This window comes from uncultured Allobosea sp., assembly GCF_945957345.1.
GTDB lineage: Bacteria > Pseudomonadota > Alphaproteobacteria > Rhizobiales > Beijerinckiaceae > Allobosea.
The window spans coordinates 68,378-84,893 of the sequence record NZ_CAMFKW010000015.1; the positions used below are offsets into that span (position 1 = coordinate 68,378).

The 16,516-nt window shown below is 66.4% G+C and carries 17 protein-coding genes and 1 pseudogene; 10 read left to right on the top strand and 8 right to left on the bottom strand.

Annotated elements, in window-relative coordinates:
* Positions 1–27: 27 nt before the first annotated feature.
* From Q0Q36_RS09955 to Q0Q36_RS09980, 6 genes are all read right to left on the bottom strand, one after another.
* Entirely contained in the window at positions 28–387 is a 360-nt protein-coding gene (locus tag Q0Q36_RS09955) for a tRNA-binding protein (RefSeq protein ID WP_293797803.1), read from the bottom strand.
* On the bottom strand, positions 384–2,354 hold the full coding sequence (locus Q0Q36_RS09960) for a methyl-accepting chemotaxis protein (protein ID WP_293797804.1): 1,971 nt from the start codon (positions 2,352–2,354) through the stop codon (positions 384–386). The genes Q0Q36_RS09955 and Q0Q36_RS09960 overlap by 4 nt, the downstream gene beginning before the upstream one ends.
* A gap of 118 nt (positions 2,355–2,472) precedes the next feature.
* On the bottom strand, positions 2,473–3,222 hold the full coding sequence (locus Q0Q36_RS09965; RefSeq protein WP_293797806.1) for a TetR/AcrR family transcriptional regulator: 750 nt from the start codon (positions 3,220–3,222) through the stop codon (positions 2,473–2,475).
* A 66-nt stretch (positions 3,223–3,288) separates the two neighbouring features.
* Positions 3,289–4,110, bottom strand: a complete 822-nt coding sequence (gene proC, locus Q0Q36_RS09970) for a pyrroline-5-carboxylate reductase (RefSeq protein ID WP_293797807.1) — start codon at positions 4,108–4,110, stop codon at positions 3,289–3,291.
* Between the two features lie 112 nt (positions 4,111–4,222).
* Entirely contained in the window at positions 4,223–4,729 is a 507-nt protein-coding gene (locus Q0Q36_RS09975; protein WP_265055780.1) for a YbjN domain-containing protein, read from the bottom strand.
* A 324-nt stretch (positions 4,730–5,053) separates the two neighbouring features.
* Positions 5,054–5,308 carry an accessory factor UbiK family protein gene (locus Q0Q36_RS09980; RefSeq protein WP_047577935.1) on the bottom strand — a complete coding sequence of 85 codons (255 nt, stop codon included), beginning with the start codon at positions 5,306–5,308 and terminating at the stop codon, positions 5,054–5,056.
* Positions 5,309–5,551: 243 nt separating this feature from the next.
* Between Q0Q36_RS09980 and Q0Q36_RS09985 the strand changes: the two genes are divergently transcribed.
* The 8 genes from Q0Q36_RS09985 (at position 5,552) to pth (ending at position 13,187) form a co-directional block, all read left to right on the top strand.
* Positions 5,552–6,703 carry a Xaa-Pro peptidase family protein gene (locus Q0Q36_RS09985; RefSeq protein WP_293797808.1) on the top strand — a complete coding sequence of 384 codons (1,152 nt, stop codon included), beginning with the start codon at positions 5,552–5,554 and terminating at the stop codon, positions 6,701–6,703.
* Between the two features lie 61 nt (positions 6,704–6,764).
* Positions 6,765–7,328 (top strand): hypothetical protein, encoded by a 564-nt coding sequence (locus tag Q0Q36_RS09990; RefSeq protein WP_265055782.1) that lies wholly within the window; start codon positions 6,765–6,767, stop codon positions 7,326–7,328.
* A gap of 184 nt (positions 7,329–7,512) precedes the next feature.
* Complete coding sequence (locus Q0Q36_RS09995) at positions 7,513–8,457, top strand: ribose-phosphate pyrophosphokinase (protein WP_265055783.1); 945 nt, start codon at positions 7,513–7,515, stop codon at positions 8,455–8,457.
* Positions 8,458–8,468: 11 nt separating this feature from the next.
* Positions 8,469–9,191, top strand: coding sequence for a 7-cyano-7-deazaguanine synthase QueC (gene queC / locus Q0Q36_RS10000; protein WP_293797810.1), 723 nt, complete (start codon positions 8,469–8,471; stop codon positions 9,189–9,191).
* The gene (locus Q0Q36_RS10005) at positions 9,188–9,751 is read left to right on the top strand and encodes a VUT family protein (protein WP_293797811.1); all 564 of its coding nucleotides are present in this window, start codon (positions 9,188–9,190) and stop codon (positions 9,749–9,751) included. The genes queC and Q0Q36_RS10005 overlap by 4 nt, the downstream gene beginning before the upstream one ends.
* Positions 9,752–9,857: 106 nt before the next feature.
* The gene (locus Q0Q36_RS10010; RefSeq protein WP_293797813.1) at positions 9,858–11,711 is read left to right on the top strand and encodes an EAL domain-containing protein; all 1,854 of its coding nucleotides are present in this window, start codon (positions 9,858–9,860) and stop codon (positions 11,709–11,711) included.
* A 135-nt stretch (positions 11,712–11,846) separates the two neighbouring features.
* Positions 11,847–12,467, top strand: coding sequence for a 50S ribosomal protein L25/general stress protein Ctc (locus Q0Q36_RS10015; RefSeq protein WP_293797814.1), 621 nt, complete (start codon positions 11,847–11,849; stop codon positions 12,465–12,467).
* Between the two features lie 105 nt (positions 12,468–12,572).
* The gene (pth, locus tag Q0Q36_RS10020; protein WP_293797816.1) at positions 12,573–13,187 is read left to right on the top strand and encodes an aminoacyl-tRNA hydrolase; all 615 of its coding nucleotides are present in this window, start codon (positions 12,573–12,575) and stop codon (positions 13,185–13,187) included.
* Between the two features lie 6 nt (positions 13,188–13,193).
* Here pth and Q0Q36_RS10025 read toward each other — a convergent pair whose 3' ends face one another.
* Positions 13,194–13,799: a hypothetical protein gene (locus Q0Q36_RS10025; RefSeq protein WP_293797818.1), complete on the bottom strand. Its 606-nt coding sequence runs from the start codon at positions 13,797–13,799 to the stop codon at positions 13,194–13,196.
* 209 nt (positions 13,800–14,008) lie between these two features.
* On the opposite strand from Q0Q36_RS10025, the gene ychF reads away from it, so the two are divergent.
* Positions 14,009–15,106, top strand: a complete 1,098-nt coding sequence (ychF, locus tag Q0Q36_RS10030; RefSeq protein WP_293797819.1) for a redox-regulated ATPase YchF — start codon at positions 14,009–14,011, stop codon at positions 15,104–15,106.
* Positions 15,107–15,120: 14 nt separating this feature from the next.
* Positions 15,121–16,134 (top strand): MaoC family dehydratase, encoded by a 1,014-nt coding sequence (locus tag Q0Q36_RS10035; RefSeq protein ID WP_293797820.1) that lies wholly within the window; start codon positions 15,121–15,123, stop codon positions 16,132–16,134.
* An 83-nt stretch (positions 16,135–16,217) separates the two neighbouring features.
* Here Q0Q36_RS10035 and Q0Q36_RS10040 read toward each other — a convergent pair.
* Positions 16,218–16,501 (bottom strand): annotated as a pseudogene (locus Q0Q36_RS10040) (helix-turn-helix domain-containing protein).
* Positions 16,502–16,516: the final 15 nt, after the last annotated feature.

A 16,516-nucleotide genomic window follows, 5' to 3' on the forward strand; every position in this document is an offset into this window, starting at 1 on the left:
CGAAGCGGTTTTGCGTCCGGAGTCGCTCTAGAAGAGCCGCCCGCCGTCAGGCACGGACTGTCCCGGCCCGATCAGGACGACTTCGCCCTCGGCATCGGGAATGCCGAGCGTCAGCACCTCCGACATGAACCTGCCGATCTGCCGCGGCGGGAAATTCACCACCGCAAGTACCTGCCGGCCGGGGAGATCCTCCGGCCGATAGTGCTTGGTGATCTGCGCCGAGGATTTCTTGCGGCCGATCGAGCCGCCGAAATCGATGACGAGCTTGATCGAGGGCTTGCGCGCCTCCGGATAGGGCTCGGCCTCGACGATCGTGCCGACACGGATATCGACCTTCAGAAAGTCGTCGAAGCCGATCTGCGCGGCCGGAGCGGCGGGCTCGCTCAAAACTCGGCCCACCCGTCATCACGCGCATCAGCCTTGGGCCCCGCGGCAACGGCACCGTTATAGGCCTTGGCGCGCGGAGCCGCCGGACGTGGCGGCGCAGCGACGGCCGCCCGCATGGTCTGCGAGATCGCCTTGAGCTTTGCGACGTCGCCGCCGAGCTGGAACCGCGCGACCAGCGCGGAGAGCCGGTCCGCTTCCTGCGACAGGGAGTGCGCGGCGGCGGTCGACTGTTCGGCCATCGCGGCGTTCTGCTGGGTCGCCTGGTCCATTTCGCCGACGGCGGAATTGACCTCCTGAAGGCCCGAGGCCTGCTCCTGCGCCGCTCCGGCGATCTCGGCGACCAGCGAGGTGACGCGCGTGATCTCGGAGGCCATACGCTGCAATGCGCCACCGGTCTGGCCGACGAGCGTGACGCCCTTCGCGACCTCGATGGTCGAAGCGTCGATCAGCGTCTTGATCTCCTTGGCAGCGGCTGCAGAGCGCTGCGCCAGCGCCCGCACCTCGGAGGCGACGACCGCGAAGCCCTTGCCGGCATCGCCGGCGCGGGCCGCCTCGACCGAGGCGTTGAGCGCGAGCAGGTTGGTCTGGAAGGCGATCTCGTCGATGACGCCGACGATCTGCGAGATTTCCTGGGCGGACTTCTCGATGCCGCCCATCGCCGTCACCGCATCGCGGACGATGCTGGTCGACTGCTCGGCATCGGTCTTGACCTGATCGGTCGCCTGATTGGCGAGGCGCGCGCTCTCGGCGGTCTGGCGCACCGTCGCAGTCAGCTCGTCGAGCGCCGTCGCGGTCTCCTCGACCGAGGAAGCCTGCTGCTCGGTACGGCTGGCGAGATCGTCGGCGGCCTGGCTGATCTCGGTGGAACCGGCCTTCATGCTCTCGGTATTGGTCGCGATCTGGCGCATCGCGTCTTCGAGCTTCGCGATGGCGCCGTTGAAGTCGTCCTTCAGCTTGACGTACTCGGCCGTGAAGCTGTCCTCGATCCGATAGGTCAGGTCGCCGTCCGAGAGGCGCTCCAGACCCAGGCCGAGCGCCTGGACCACATCGGCCTGCACGCGGGCATGTTCGGCCCGGTCGGCCTCGTTGCGGCGGCGTTCGCCGTCGGCAGCGTGGCGATGGCCGGCGGCCTCCTCCTCCATGCGAATCTTGTCGGTCTCCATCGCCTCCTTGGCGAGGGCGGCATCACGGAAGACGACGAGCGTGCGCGCCATGGCGCCGATCTCGTCGGAGCGCTCCTGATGGGCGATCGGGGTGTCGAGCTGGCCGGCGGCCAAACCTTCCATCGAACCGCGCACGGAGTGCAACATGCCGGACGCGCGGCGACTGAGCACGATCACGAGGCCCAGCATGATGAGGCCGAGCGGCACCAGCACCTTGGCGACGCCACCGACCATGCCCATGAAGGCCGCGTCGACGTCCTGGACATGCAGGCCCGAGCCGACCACCCACTGCCATTGCGGAATGCCGATGACGTACGAAATCTTGAGCGAGGGATCCTTGTCGCCGGCCTTGAGCCAGCCATAGTCGATGAAGCCTTCGGTCTTCGCCTTGGCCAGCGCGATCATGTCCTGGACGAAGAACTTGCCGTCCGCATCCTTGAGCGGACGCATGTCGGTCGACTGGATCTTCTTGTTCGCGTGCAGGACGCTGATGCCGTCGTAATTGATCAGGAAGTAATAGTTTCCGCTGTCGAAGCGGGCGCTGCCAAGAGCGTCCATCGCCAGCTTCTTGGCGTCTTCTTCCTTGAGCTCACCGGCTTGGACGCGCGCCACATAGCCTTTCACCGTCGTCGCTGCCGCCTCGACGGCGTTCTTCATCTCGGCCCGCTTGAGCCCGATCATTTCGTTGCGGGCGGCGTTCAGCGTGTAGCCAACGCTGCCGACGGCGATCAGTACGGCCAAGGCGGCAATCAGGCCGAAGGAACGGCTGATCGAGAGGGTCGCAAGCTTCCTGGTGAACGACATTCGCGTATCCTGCGCGATGGGAGATTCCCCTCATTCGCGCAGAATTGGCTAAGGCGCGCTTAACATTGGCGCAGTTTCGCCGCATTTTGTCGCAGGGTCCGCGCCGACGCGCGGGCACTCAGATCGCCGGGGCGTAATCCTCATTGTCCTCGCCACGCTCGGAGGCGCGTTCGCGTCGGCGCGCCTTCAACGGCCGCCCCGAACAGATCGCCCGCGCCAATCCGCGGAACGGTGCCGTCAGCCGGTGGACATCCTCGACACGGGCCATGATGCGTCCCGCCGTCTTCAATTCGCGATCGAGCCGCGCCATGGTCTTCGACAGCTCCGGCTCGTCATCGTCGAGCCAAGCCTCGGAGACGCGCGCCATCAGCAGCACCGCGCCCTGCACGCGCAGGTGGCCGAGCGCGTCCTCTGTCGGAATCCCGGCCGAGGCCAGCATGTAGCGCCAGGAATTGACGGCCCCGCGATTGAGCGCCGCCAGCGCCAGCGGGTCGCGGCGGATGACCGGCGCGATCTTGCGCAGGCCCGCCTTGTAGGGCGCCATCGCATCGAGCCGGCGCATGACGAGGTCGAACAGCCGCTCCTTGATGGGCTCGCCGGCGAGATCGTCCGAGGAGCCCGCGAGGACCGCATCGTCGACGATGCGGGTCACGCCGCCGAGCATGGCGAGCTTGGACGGGAACAAACCGCGCAACTGCGAGAGCGTCAAACCGGCCTCGGTCGCGATATCCGGCAGCTCGATCTGGTCCCAGGGCCGCTCTGCAGCGAGCTTCATCAGCGCATCGACCGCGCGACGGCGCGGATCGACCGGCTTGGCCGCGGGCGCGGACGGCGCCTCGGGCGGGGTGGAAACGGGTTTGCGGGCCATGGGGCAGCTCCTCTCGCTTCGCGTCGAGAGGAGGTTAGGCCGCTATCGTGGCGGACGGAAGGCTATTCAGCCGGAAAGCTCGCCGGCGCGACGTTTCGCTGCAGCGACCGCCTTGCGCATCAATGGCTTCATGCCGTCCTCGGCCATCAGCACCTCGAGCGCCGCGGCGGTGGTACCGCCCGGCGAGGTCACGTTCTGGCGCAGCGTGCCGGGTGGCAGCGGCGACTGGAACAGCAATTCGCCAGCGCCTTCCACGGTCGCCCGCGCTAGCCGTTCCGCGACATCGGCGGGCAGGCCGGCATCCCTGCCGGCTGCCGCCAGGCATTCGACGAGATGGAAGACATAGGCCGGCCCCGAGCCCGACACCGCAGTGACCGCATCGATCAGCCCTTCGTCGTCGAGCCATTCGACCTTGCCGATGCTGCCGAGCAGGGCGTCGGCGGTGGCGCGCTGCACCGCGCTGACGCCCTTGCCGGGTGCGGCCGCAGTGGCGCCGCGCTGCACGGCGGCCGGCAAGTTCGGCATGGCGCGGATGATCGCATTGGCGTTGGGCAGGCGCGCCGCAAGATCGCCCAGCGTCTTACCGGCTAGGATCGAGATCAGCAGCGTCTTCGGATGGATGAAGGCCTGCACGGCAGGCGCCGCCGTATCGAGCATCTGCGGCTTGGTCGCGAGCACGACGACCTCGGCGGCGGGTATCTCCTTGGCGGAGGGATTGAGCCGCATGCCCTTCTCCTGAGCGAGCGCGACCATCTCGTCCGACGGCTTGGGATCGATCAGGCTGATTCCCTTGGGATCGATGCCGATGCGCAGCCAGCCCTCCAGCATCGCGCCGCCCATCTTGCCGGCGCCGATGAGCACGAGCGATTGCGGAAGGGAATTCGACATGACGGCCTCTCAAGGCTAGGCGTTTCGCGGGCCCCTGCCCGAACGCTCACGACCGGGAGCCTTCCCGTCCCATAGCCGCCCGGTCAAGTCTGCCTTTTATGGAATCGACGGCTCAGGCTTCGCCGACCGTCTCCAGGATCGCGCCCTCCATGCCTTCCTTGGCGGTCTTGCCGGCCCAGACGACGAACTGGAAGGCCTGATAGTAGCGCTCGCAGGCCTCGACAGCGGCCTTCACCAGCGCCGCCGCCTGTTCCTCGGTCGGTTCGGCCCCACCGGAGAGCAGCAGGCCATGGCGGTACATCACCACGCTTTCGCTGCTCCAGAGATCGAAATGGCCGAGCCAGAGCTGCTCGTTGACGAGGCTGACGAGCTGCAGCACCTCGCTGCGCCGCCGCTCCGGCACCTTGAGGTCGAAGGCGCAGGCGATATGCAGCGCCTCTACCTCGGCCAGCCAGGTGATCGCGACATGGTATTCCGACCAGCCGCCGGTGACGGAGACCGACAACTCATCCTCGCTGTCGCGATCGAAGGACCAGTCGTTGAAAGCGGCGAGGCGTTCGAACAGGTCGAGCGGGTTGGAAGGCCGATCCAGCTCGGCATCCATATCGAGGTCTATCATGCCCTAAGGTCCACCTTCCGGAGCGAAAGGCTCCGGCGCGTTCGAGAAGAGGAACACGGCGACTGGAAAGCCGAAGGAACGCAACACACCTCCGGAGCCTCTCGAAGGAGATGCTCCCATCCGGCGCGGCAGGACGAATCCGCCCGACGAATCAATTCTTTCCACCGACGATAGCGCAGGCGCTGTGACGCTCCCAACACGGCGCCAAGCTCCGCGGATTCGGCCGGCGGGCTCAATCCCCCCGAAGGGCTGTCCACAGCACATGGCTGTGGACATGACCTAAGAGCAACCGGGGCGAGCTTTTAAAGCAACCCCGGAGGAGTCTCAGGCCTTGCCGAGCTTCTCCTCCAGCGCTTTCAGCCGCGCGGCAAGCTTGTCGTTCTCCTCGCGGGCGATCAGCGCCATCTCGCGCACAGCCTCGAATTCCTCGCGGGTGACGACGTCGAGATCGCGCAGCAGCCGCTCGATCTGGGTCTTCACCACCGTCTCGACCTCGCGCCGCACGCCCTGCGCCGCACCGGCGGCATCCGTGGCAAGGCGGGCAATATCGTCGAGGATGCGGTTGCCGGGGTTCACCATGGCTCTCTCCCTTAGAGCATCGGCCCGAAAAGTGTGACGCGGTTTTCGGGAAAAGCCGATGCAAATTCAAAGATCTGGAGCATCGGACTGAATACGATATTCAGTCCGATGCTCCAGAGGCGCGAAACTCTTTCACGACAGCCTATAGGCAGCCTGCGCGGGGGCCGCAATTGCGACCGGATGTCGGGCTTGCCCATGGAGCTCCGGCGCGCTCACATGCTCCACCGCCCGGAGGAGACGCACATGGCCCTGCATTTCACGCCCGCCGAATTCGCCCGCCGCTGCGAAGCCCTGCTGGCCGCGATGCAGAAAGACCGGCTCGACGCGCTCTTCCTGTTCCAGCAGGAATCGATGTTCTGGCTGACCGGCTACGACACCTTTGGCTTCTGCTTCTTCCAGTGCCTCGTTGTCAAAGCCGACGGCACCATGGCGCTGCTGACGCGCTCCGCCGATCTCCGGCAGGCGCAGCAGACCTCGAATCTCGGCGATATCCGCATCTGGAAGGACGGACGCGAAGCCGATCCGACGGCCGATCTGCTCGCGCTGACCCGTGATCTTGGCCTTGCCGGCAAGCGCATCGGCGTGGAATTCGAATCCTACGGCCTCGTCGCCTCGAACTATCGCAAGCTCGAAGCCCGTTTCGCTGGACAGGCCGAGCTCGCCGACGCCTCGCTGATCGTCACCCGCCTGCGCGCCGTGAAATCGGCGGAGGAGATTACTTATGTTCGGCGTGCCGCCGTGCTGGCGGATGCCGCCGACCGCGCCGCGCTCGCCGCGATTCGGGTCGGTGCCGACGAGGGCGAGATTCTCGCGGCCCAGCACAAGGCGATCTTCGCGGGCGGCGGCGACTATCCCGCCAACGAGTTCATCATCGGCTCGGGTCGCGACGCCCTGCTCTGCCGCTACAAATCCGGCCGCCGCAAGCTTGATGCCGACGACCAGATCACGCTCGAATTCGCTGGCACCGACCGGCACTATCATGTCGCCGCGATGCGCACCGTCGTCGTCGGCGAGCCGCGCCCGCTCCACCGCCCGTATCACGCCGCCGCCCGCGACGCGCTGCTCGCCTGCGAGGCCGAATTGACGCCCGGCCGCACCGCCGGAGACGTCTTCGCCGCCCATGCCCGCGTCTTCGATGAACATGGCCTGGCGCAGCACCGACTCAATGCCTGCGGCTATTCATTGGGGGCCAAGTTCACCCCGTCCTGGATGGATTGGCCGATGTTCTATGAGGCCAATGACTGGCCGATCGTGCCGGGCATGGTGATGTTCGCCCATATGATTTTGATGGATTCCGCCAGCGAAACCGCGATGTGCCTGGGCCGGACCTATCTCGTCGGCGAGAGAGGCGCGGAAGCGCTCAATCTGCCCGATCTGGACCTCGTCATCCGTTGAGCCTAGAACAGCGGCGCAGGGAATCTCGAAGCAGTCCACAGCCCAAAGGGCGGGAGGCGTCATGATCAACCGTTTTAGCGGCCTCGTTCTGGGGCCGGTTTTGGCGCTGGCTGTCGCCGGTTGCCAGGAAACCACCCAGACCGCGGCCCGTCCGCGCGTCGATGCGCCCGGCGTCCCGGTCTCGGTGCAGAGCATCTCCGGCGCGCCGGAAAACGTCACCACCAGCTTCGCCGGCCTGCTCGGCGAGGCTGCGGCCGAGCGCAAGATGGAAATCGTCCCCGGCAACAAGCCGGCGCGCTTCCGCGTCAAGGGCTACCTCACGGCCCAGCCGACAGAGGACGGCCAGACCGCGCTCGCCTTCGTCTGGGACGTCTACGATTCGACCAAGCAGCGCGCCCAGCGCGTTCAGGGCGAGAGCATCGGCAAGCGCAGCGGCGGTTCCGATCCCTGGGCCGGCATCGACCAGACGATCGTCGCCAAGGCCGCTTCCGACTCGATGGATGCGATCGCCGGCTTCCTCGTCACCGCGCCGGGCGTCGAGACGCTCACCGTAGACGAGAAGCCCGCAAAGCCTGCCAAGCCCGGCACGCGCGTCGCCGCCACGGACGAGAAGAAGAAGAGCTGATATCGCGCCGCAGCGACGCTGCGGCAGTGGTTTCCGGGTCACGGCGCGACGCCCCGCGCTTTTTGCTCGTCGATATTGCACTGCAGCGGTCGACTCCGTCCGACCACGCTGTTAAGAGCCGTTCGAATTGAGCCGGCAATGCCGGCCCTCCCTGCTCAGCCTTACTGCAACGGTGCGCTACGGCATGGCCTCCCATTTTAAAGTCGTCGCCGGCAACTCCAATCGTCCGCTGGCCGAGGCGATCTGCAACCATCTCAGCATCCCGCTCGCCAAGGCCTCCGTCCGGCGCTTCGCCGACATGGAAGTCTTCGTCGAGATCCAGGAGAACGTGCGCGGCCAGGATGTCTTCGTCATCCAGTCGACCTCGTTCCCGACCAACGACCATCTGATGGAACTGCTGATCATCACCGATGCGCTGCGCCGGTCCTCGGCCAAGCGCATCACGGCGGTGATCCCCTATTTCGGCTATGCCCGTCAGGACCGCCGCGCCTCGGGCCGCACGCCGATCTCGGCCAAGCTCGTTTCCAACCTGATCACCCATGCCGGCGTCGACCGCGTGCTGACGCTCGATCTCCATGCCGGCCAGATCCAGGGCTTCTTCGACATCCCGACCGACAATCTGTTCGGCGCCCCGCTGATGGCGCGCGACATCAAGGACCGGCTGGAATGGAAGAACGCCATGGTCGTCTCGCCGGACGTCGGCGGCGTGGTCCGGGCGCGCGCGCTCGCCAAGCGCATCGACGCGCCGCTCGCCATCGTCGACAAGCGCCGTGATCGGCCGGGCGAGTCCGAGGTCATGAACATCATCGGCTCGGTCGAGGGGCGCTCCTGCATCCTGATCGACGACATCGTCGATTCCGGCGGCACGCTGGTGAACGCGGCCGACGCCCTGCTCGAGCAGGGCGCCAAGGAGGTCTTCGCCTATATCACCCATGGCGTGCTCTCCGGCGGCGCGGTCGCCCGCATCGCGGGTTCCAAGCTCAAGGAGCTGGTTATCACCGACTCGATCATGCCGACCGAGGCCGTGAAGGTCGCCCGCAACATCCGCGTCATCTCCATCGCCGGCCTGATGGGCGAGGCGATCGAGCGCACCGCGAGCGAGACCAGCGTGTCGAGCCTGTTCGACTGAGAGGTTCCGACGTGGGCAATTCCCGCGCCCTCGTCCTGTTCTCCGGCGGCCAGGACTCCACCACGACCCTGGCCTGGGCGCTCGACCGCTTCGACGCGGTCGAGACGATCGGCTTCGACTACGGCCAGCGCCATCGCATCGAGATGGAATGCCGCGGGGCGATCCGCGCAAAATTGCCGGCGCTCTCGTCCCATTATGCCGAGCGGCTCGGCCCCGACCATGTCGTCGACCTCAAGGCACTGGGCGCGATCTCCGAGACGGCCCTGACCCGCGAGACCGAGATCGCCTTTGCCGAGACAGGTCTGCCCACCACCTTCGTGCCCGGCCGCAACCTGATCTTCCTGACCTTCGCCGCCGCGCTCGCCTATCGCCGCGACCTCAAGCACATCGTGCTCGGCGTCTGCGAGACCGATTATTCCGGTTATCCCGACTGCCGCGACGACACGATCAAGGCGATGCAGGTCGCACTCAATCTCGGCCTCGACCGCAGGCTCGTGCTGCACACGCCGCTGATGTGGCGCGACAAGGCGCAGACTTTCGCCCTGGCACGCGAGATCGGAGGCCAGGCCCTGCTCGACCTCGTCATCGAGGAGAGCCATAGCTGCTATCTCGGCGACAGGACGACCCGGCATGAGTGGGGCTATGGCTGCGGCCATTGCCCGGCATGCGATTTGCGAGCAAAAGGCTTCGCGGCCTATCTCGCAGCCCCCGACGACACTGGACTTATTCCATGACCCGTGACCGCCAGCGCCTGACGGAAGGCGCGATCGCCCTCGTCCTGTTCGGCCTGACCATTCCCGCCGCCAACTGGATGATCGGCAATGCCGGCACCGTTTGTGTGCCGAATGGACCGTGCCTCGTCCCGGTCTGGCCCGGCGTCATGGCGCCGAGCGGCGTGCTGATGGTCGGGCTTGCCCTGGTGCTGCGCGACATCGTCCAGCGCCGCCTCGGTCCGCTCGCTGGCCTCGGCGCCATCGCGGTCGGCACGTTGATCTCGGCGATGCTTGCTCCGCCGGCGATCGTGCTCGCCTCGGTCGCTGCCTTCCTGCTCTCCGAACTGGCGGATTTCGCGGTCTATACCCCGCTTCAGCGCCGGCGCTTCGTCACGGCGGTCTTCGCCTCCAGCGTCATCGGCCTTGTCGTCGACAGCCTCGTCTTCCTGCATCTCGCCTTCGGCAGCCTCGATTTCCTCGCCGGCCAGATCATCGGCAAGGCCTGGATGGTGCTGCTCGCGCTACCGCTGATGCATCTGCTGCGGCGCCGCGACGAGCGGCTGGGGCTGGTCGCGGCCTGAAACCGGGCGTTGCAACCCCGCGTAAATTTTAAGGCCACGTCTCAACCTGACCTTAAGGCATTTGCGCTAGGAAGCCGGGTCTTCGACGAACCCGGTCGGAAATGCCGTGACCAGACCCTCGGGCCGCCTGCAAGCCCTGCAAAACGATATTCTTGAAGATATCGCGCGGGGCGAGCCTCTGGCCGCGTGCATGGAGCGCTTGTGCCATCGTGCCGAGGCGATATCGCCCGGTGTCATCTGCTCGGTCGTGACGGTCGACGACCAGCAACGCCTCCAGCCCCTCGCCTCGCCCAGCCTGCCTGCCCATTACGTAAGCTGCATCAAGGGCTTGCCTGCCGGCCCCCAAGTCGGTTCCTGCGGAACCGCAGTCCACCGCGGCGAACCCGTGGAAGTCGTCGATATCGCCACCGATCCGCTTTGGGCGCCCTATATCAGCCTCGCGTTGCCGCTCGGCCTGCGCGCCTGCTGGTCTACGCCGATCAAGGCGCGCGACGGGCGCGTCGTCGGCGCCTTCGCCTTCTATTTCACCAAGCCACGCCGCGCCCGCGAGCTCGAACGTCAGATCGTCGCAACCTGTGTCCATCTCTGCGCCATCGCCATCGAGCATGACGAGGTCCGCACCCGCAATCACCGGCTCGCCTATTTCGATACGCTGACCGGCCTGCCGAACCGCAGCCAGTTCAACGGCGCCATCGCCGAAATGAGCGCGGCCGGCCGCAGCTACGGGCTGATGCTCATCGATATCGACCATCTCAAGCTGGTCAACGACACGCTCGGCCACGCAGCCGGAGACACCTTGATCGCCCAGGTCGGTGCGCGTCTCGACGCCGCGCTGACCGGCTGCCTGACCTGCCGGATCGGTGGCGACGAGTTCGCGGTCCTCATCTCGGATTGCGAGGGCCCGGTCCGCATGCGCGCCCTCGCCACCGCGGCCCTGGCGGCGATGGCGCCTCCTCTGGAGCACGACGGGCACACGCTCCAACCCGGCATCACGATCGGCGGCGCGCTCGCCGGAGCGGACGGGTTGGACAGCGTCACGCTGCGGCAGAACGCCGATCTCGCACTCTACCATGCCAAGGAAACCCGGCGCGGACGCTATGTCCGCTTTCGCCGTCAGCTGCGCAGCGCGATGATGCAGCGCCTCCATGTTCGCCAGGACGTCAATGGCGCGCTCGGCGATGAGCGCATCATCCCCTATTACCAGCCGGTCATCCGCCTCGACACCGCCGAGGTCGTCGGCCTCGAGGCCCTGGCCCGGATGCGCCGCGACGATGGCCGCATCGTCACCGCCGGCGAATTCCAGGATGCGCTCCGCGATCCGAAGATCGCCCATCGCACCACCACGCAGATGCTGACGGCCGTCGCCGCCGACATGGCCGAATGGCGGGCCAGCGGCCTGAATTTCCAGCATGTCGCGGTCAACGTCACCTCGGCCGATTTCCAGAAGGGCGATCTGGTGCAGCGCGCCGCCCGCATCCTGGAAAAGGCCGCAGTGCCGATGCGGCATCTCGTGGTCGAGGTCACCGAGCAGGTCTTCATGGGCGGTCGCAAGGACGGCGTCGCGCGTACCATGGAGGCGCTGCGCGCCTGCGGCTCGCCGGTCGCACTCGACGATTTCGGCACCGGCTTCGCCTCGCTGACCCATCTGCTCGACTTCCCGATCGACATCATCAAGATCGACCGTTCCTTCGTCGGTTCGATCGACAGCGGCACCCGCAGCGAGATCATCATCGAGGCCTTGCTGACGATGACCCACCGCCTCGGCATGAAGATCGTCGCGGAAGGTATCGAAACGCAGGCGCAGGCCGAGCGCCTCGCTGAAATGGGCTGCCTGCTCGGACAGGGCTATCTGTATTCCCCGGCGGTTCCCGCCTCGGTCATCCGCGAATGGCTGCTGCGTTTCGCCCGGCCCGCGCAGGCGCCAGCCCTCGCTCCCGGCCTCGTCGCGGACGCGGCTTGACCCGGACTTGAGATCGCGGCGATTTTCGCCTATGAGCACTCCTGCGTTCGGCTGACACCCTTGGAGGCTCTGAACGCACCATCCGATGGCCGCCACGAGGCGGCCTTGTCATTTTACAAGTCAAGGACATCCAACATGACCGCCGTGAAGCAAATCGAGGCTTCGGCGCGCGCACAGGTCGGCAAGGGGGCCGCCCGTGCTGTTCGCCGCCAGGGCCAGACGCCTGCCGTGATCTATGGTGGGGGCGCCGCTCCCGAAGCCATCGCGCTCGACGCCAACAAGACCCGCCAGCTGATTTTCGGCGGCCACTTCCTGACCACGATCTTCGAGATCAGCGTCGCCGGTAAGAAGCAGCGCGTCATTCCGCGCGATTACCAGCTCGACCCGGTCAAGGATTTCCCGATCCATGTCGACTTCCTGCGCGTCGCCAAGGGCCAGACCGTCACGGTCCAGGTCCCGGTTCACGTCGTCGGCCAGGAGCAGAGCCCCGGCGTCAAGAGCGGCGGCCTGGTCCAGATCGTCGAGCACAGCCTCGAAGTCACCGTCGAGCCCGACGCCATTCCGGAATCCATCGACGTCTCGGTCGCCGGCCTGAACGTCGGCGACTCCATCCATGCCGACGCGATCAAGCTCCCGGCGGGCGCCAAGCTCTCCGTTGGCGCTGACGCCACGATCGTCTCGATCACCCCGCCGACCGTCGAGGCCGAGCCGGCCGCTGACGCGGCTGCCGAGGCTGCTCCGGAAGCCAAGGCCTGATGAAACGGCGCCAACCGGCGCCGCTTCCATTCGGAACGATCACGAGACGGCCGGGCAAGCCCCGGCCGTTTTGCTATGTATCGATAAGCTTGCCGGAGTCCCGCCATGCTGATCTTCGCCGGCCTCGGCAATCCCGGCGCGCGCTATGCCCGCAACCGGCACAATATCGGCTTCATGGCCGTGGACGAGATCGCGCGTCTGCACCGTGCTTCGCCCTGGCGCGCCCGCTTCCAGGCCGAGGCCTGCGAGGCGACGATCGGCGGCGAGAAGGTCATCCTGCTCAAGCCGCAAACCTATATGAATGAGTCGGGCCGTTCGATCGGCGAAGCCGCGCGCTTCTTCAAGATCGCGCCGGCCGATGTCGTCGTCTTCCATGACGAGCTCGACCTCGCCCCCGCAAAGCTGCGCGTGAAGCTCGGCGGCGGCAATGCCGGCCATAACGGCCTGCGCTCGACCACTGCGGCGATCGGCAACGACTACCGCCGCGTCCGGATGGGCATCGGCCATCCCGGCGACAAGGCGCTGGTCCATGCCTATGTGCTCAACGATTTCGGCAAGTCGGAGCAGCCCTGGGTCGAGGATCTCTGCACCGCCTGCGCCGATCATGCCGCCCCGCTCGCGGCCCATGACGACACCGGCTTCCAGAACAAGGTCCATCTCTTCATGGACGCGCGCGGCCACGCCGCCGTGAAGCGCCTCGGCGAGAAGAGCGACGACTGATTTCGCTTAGAGCGGCAGCTTGGCGCCCGCCTTCGCCACCGTGACGCGGCTCGTGCTGTAGCTGCCGTCGGCCTGCCGGCTCGCCGTCATCGCGACCTGGGCACCGGGCTTCAGCTCGCTCGCCTCGGCCGGCGCCGCCATCAGGATCGTCGCTTCCGGCGTGATCACGACCTTCTGCTCGCCACCGGGATAGCTCAGCACCAGATTGGCGCCGTCGACCTTGGAGACGGTCTCAGCCACCGTCGCATTGGTCATCGTCGCATCCGGCAGCACGCCCCAGGGTCGATGCCCCTCGCCCGTGCCGCGCATCGCCTCCGGGAAGATCACGACCTGCACGGCCAGGAGCGTTCCATCCGGTTGCGGCTTGGCGCCGACGCCGATGAAGCTGCCCTTGGCGATATCGGAGGCTTTCGCCGCCACCATGCCGCCGACCGAAAAACCCGGCGCGAGCGCGACCTTGACGTCCCGCCCGTCCGCCGCCTTGAGCTCCAGCGTCGTCCCTTGCATGCGCTCGACCGTGCCGCGCAGCCGCGTCCCCGGCGCCTGGGCCAGGGCGATGCCGCCAGCAAGGGCCAAGATCGAGAGAGTGAGAGCAGGACGAAAACACTTCATGACGAGGCTCCGAACGGCGCGGATAATGCGACGGGCCCGATCCAGCACCCGCATCCGCCGCACCGCCATGCACGTTCGCGTGAGGGACACGGCCGCCATAAGGCGCGCGGTACTTGTCTTTATCGCGCAAGCCCCCCAATAAGGCCGCAACTTTCAAAGCTTCACGCCCGGCGGCAGCTATCCGCCACGGGCAACGGAACAGGCGACCCATGGGTTTCAAATGCGGTATCGTCGGCCTGCCGAATGTCGGCAAGTCGACCCTCTTCAATGCGCTGACGCAGACGGCCGCGGCCCAGGCCGCGAACTACCCGTTCTGCACGATCGAACCGAATGTCGGTGACGTCGCCGTGCCCGACGAGCGGCTGGAGAAGCTCGCGGCCATCGCCGGTTCCAAGGAGATCATCCCGACGCGATTGACCTTCGTCGACATCGCCGGCCTCGTGCGCGGCGCCTCGCGCGGCGAAGGCCTAGGCAACCAGTTCCTCGCCAATATCCGCGAATGCGACGCCATCGCCCATGTCGTACGCTGCTTCGAGGATGGCGACATCACCCATGTCGAGGGCAAGGTCTCGCCGGTCGACGATATCGAGACGATCGAGACCGAGCTGATGCTCGCGGATCTCGACAGCCTCGAGAAGCGCGTGCTGCCGCTGGAGAAGAAGGCAAAGTCCGGCGACAAGGAGGCCAAGGAAGCGGTCGACCTGATGAACCGCTGCCTCACCCTGCTGCGCGAAGGCAAGCCCGCCCGCCTCGTCCAGCTCTCGGCCGAGGAACGCCGCCCGTTCGAATTGCTCGGCCTGCTCTCCTCCAAGCCCGTGCTCTATGTCTGCAATGTCGAGGAAGCCAGCGCCGACAAGGGCAACAGCTTCTCCGAGCTGGTGAAGAAGCGCGCCGCCGAGGAAGGCGCGGTCGCGGTCGTCGTCTCCGCCAAGATCGAGAGCGAGATCGCCGTCCTGCCGGCCGAGGAGCAGACCGAGTATCTGGAGGCCGTCGGCCTCGACGAACCCGGCCTGAACCGCGTGATCCGCGCCGGCTACGCCCTGCTCCATCTCGTCACCTATTTCACGGTCGGCCCGAAGGAAGCCCGCGCCTGGACGATCGAAAAGGGCACCAAGGGACCGCAAGCCGCAGGCGTGATCCATACCGATTTCGAGAAGGGCTATATCCGCGCCGAGACCATCGCCTTCGACGATTACGTCACCCATAAGGGCGAGGCCGGTGCGCGCGAGGCCGGCAAGTTCCGCCTCGAGGGCAAGGAGTATGTCGTCGCGGACGGCGACGTGCTGCATTTCCGCTTCGCGAACTGAAGAGCCCGCCGGCGATGTCGTATTTCGAGGATTTCGTTCCGGGCCAGAGCGCACGTTCGCGCAGCCTCGACGTCTCGCAGGACGACATCGTCGCCTTCGCCTCGCGCTATGACGCGCAGGATTTCCATGTCGATCCGGAGGCCGCCAGGACGAGCTTCGTCGGCCGCCTGATCGGCTCGGGCTGGCATAGCTGCTCGCTGCTGATGCGCCTGCTGGCGGAGGATTTCCTGCTCGACGCCGCCAGCATGGGCGCGCCGGGCATCGACGAGGTGAAGTGGCTGCGCCCTCTCCTGCCAGGCGACAGCGTCAGTGCCCGCCGCACTGTTCTGGAAAGCAAGGCCTCGCGCTCCCGCCCCGAAATGGGCCTCGTTCGCTTCCGGCTCGAACTCCTCAATCAGCGCGACGAACCGATCCTGGAGCAAACCAACTGGATCATGTTCGGCCGTAAGGGTTCGGATATCGGCAAGCATCCGGCCGGTCCTTGGCTCGACCATGCGCCGATCTACGAGCGCCCGGCCGTCGAAAGCCCGCTGGAAGCGCCCACAGAGCCGCCGGGACCGACGCGCTTCTTCGAGGAGCTCTCGGTCGGCGAGAGCCACGAACTCGGCAGCTTCGTCTTTACGGCGGATGAGATCGTCGCCTTCGCCCGCAGCTTCGATCCCCAGCCCTTCCACATGGACGAGGCGGCGGCACGCAACAGCTCCTTCGGCCGGCTTGCCGCCTCGGGCTGGCACACGGCGGCCGTCTGGATGGCCTGCATGGTCCAGCACCGCAAGAGCCAGATCGCCGCGGCGCCGGACCGCGTTGCCCGCCTTGGTCCCTCCCCCGGTTTCAAGAATCTGCGCTGGACGAAGCCGGTCTTCGCCGGAGACCGGATCACCTATCGCTCCGAGGTCGTGGATAAGCGCGAGAGCGCCTCGCGGCCGCAATGGGGCCTGTTTTTCCACCGCAACACCGGCGTGAACCAGAACGACGAAGAGGTCTTCAGCTTCGACGGCTGCGTGTTCGTCGAGCGGAGACCGAGATAAACCCCTTTGAAATCAATGTCATATAACGCGATAAGCGGATTCCAATTCTCGGAAATCTACGCAGCAGCTACGAACCGGAAGATTCAATCACGCTTGGTTTCCGGGCCTGCATGCGCTGCTTCGGCCTCATCTGAGGGCCCCGATTCGTTGGCTGAAACAGCATCGTCAGCTATCAGGTCGGGCACCCGCACGCCAATGGCATTGGCCAGCTCGTAGAGCGAGATGATCGTCGGGTTCGTCGACCGCGCTCAAGGCTGCTGATGTACCATTAGCTGAAGCCGGAGCGCCTCTCGACCTGCTCCTGAGGCAGGTCGCGCTCTTGCCGTAGTCGCGCAAAATTCTCTCCGACCAGCTTGCGCATGTCCATGCGCTCACAGCTGGT

What these genes read in the sequence shown, in the direction of transcription:
- Q0Q36_RS10035 (WP_293797820.1), top strand. Translation starts at nt 15,121, where the DNA reads ATGTCGTATTTCGAGGATTTCGTTCCGGGCCAGAGCGCACGTTCGCGC.
- Q0Q36_RS09960 (WP_293797804.1), bottom strand. Translation starts at nt 2,354, where the DNA reads ATGTCGTTCACCAGGAAGCTTGCGACCCTCTCGATCAGCCGTTCCTTC.
- Q0Q36_RS09975 (WP_265055780.1), bottom strand. Translation starts at nt 4,729, where the DNA reads ATGATAGACCTCGATATGGATGCCGAGCTGGATCGGCCTTCCAACCCG.
- Q0Q36_RS10015 (WP_293797814.1), top strand. Translation starts at nt 11,847, where the DNA reads ATGACCGCCGTGAAGCAAATCGAGGCTTCGGCGCGCGCACAGGTCGGC.
- Q0Q36_RS09980 (WP_047577935.1), bottom strand. Translation starts at nt 5,308, where the DNA reads ATGGTGAACCCCGGCAACCGCATCCTCGACGATATTGCCCGCCTTGCC.
- Q0Q36_RS10005 (WP_293797811.1), top strand. Translation starts at nt 9,188, where the DNA reads ATGACCCGTGACCGCCAGCGCCTGACGGAAGGCGCGATCGCCCTCGTC.
- Q0Q36_RS09995 (WP_265055783.1), top strand. Translation starts at nt 7,513, where the DNA reads ATGGCCTCCCATTTTAAAGTCGTCGCCGGCAACTCCAATCGTCCGCTG.
- Q0Q36_RS09990 (WP_265055782.1), top strand. Translation starts at nt 6,765, where the DNA reads ATGATCAACCGTTTTAGCGGCCTCGTTCTGGGGCCGGTTTTGGCGCTG.
- Q0Q36_RS09965 (WP_293797806.1), bottom strand. Translation starts at nt 3,222, where the DNA reads ATGGCCCGCAAACCCGTTTCCACCCCGCCCGAGGCGCCGTCCGCGCCC.
- Q0Q36_RS10025 (WP_293797818.1), bottom strand. Translation starts at nt 13,799, where the DNA reads ATGAAGTGTTTTCGTCCTGCTCTCACTCTCTCGATCTTGGCCCTTGCT.
- Q0Q36_RS09985 (WP_293797808.1), top strand. Translation starts at nt 5,552, where the DNA reads ATGGCCCTGCATTTCACGCCCGCCGAATTCGCCCGCCGCTGCGAAGCC.
- ychF (WP_293797819.1), top strand. Translation starts at nt 14,009, where the DNA reads ATGGGTTTCAAATGCGGTATCGTCGGCCTGCCGAATGTCGGCAAGTCG.
- pth (WP_293797816.1), top strand. Translation starts at nt 12,573, where the DNA reads ATGCTGATCTTCGCCGGCCTCGGCAATCCCGGCGCGCGCTATGCCCGC.
- proC (WP_293797807.1), bottom strand. Translation starts at nt 4,110, where the DNA reads ATGTCGAATTCCCTTCCGCAATCGCTCGTGCTCATCGGCGCCGGCAAG.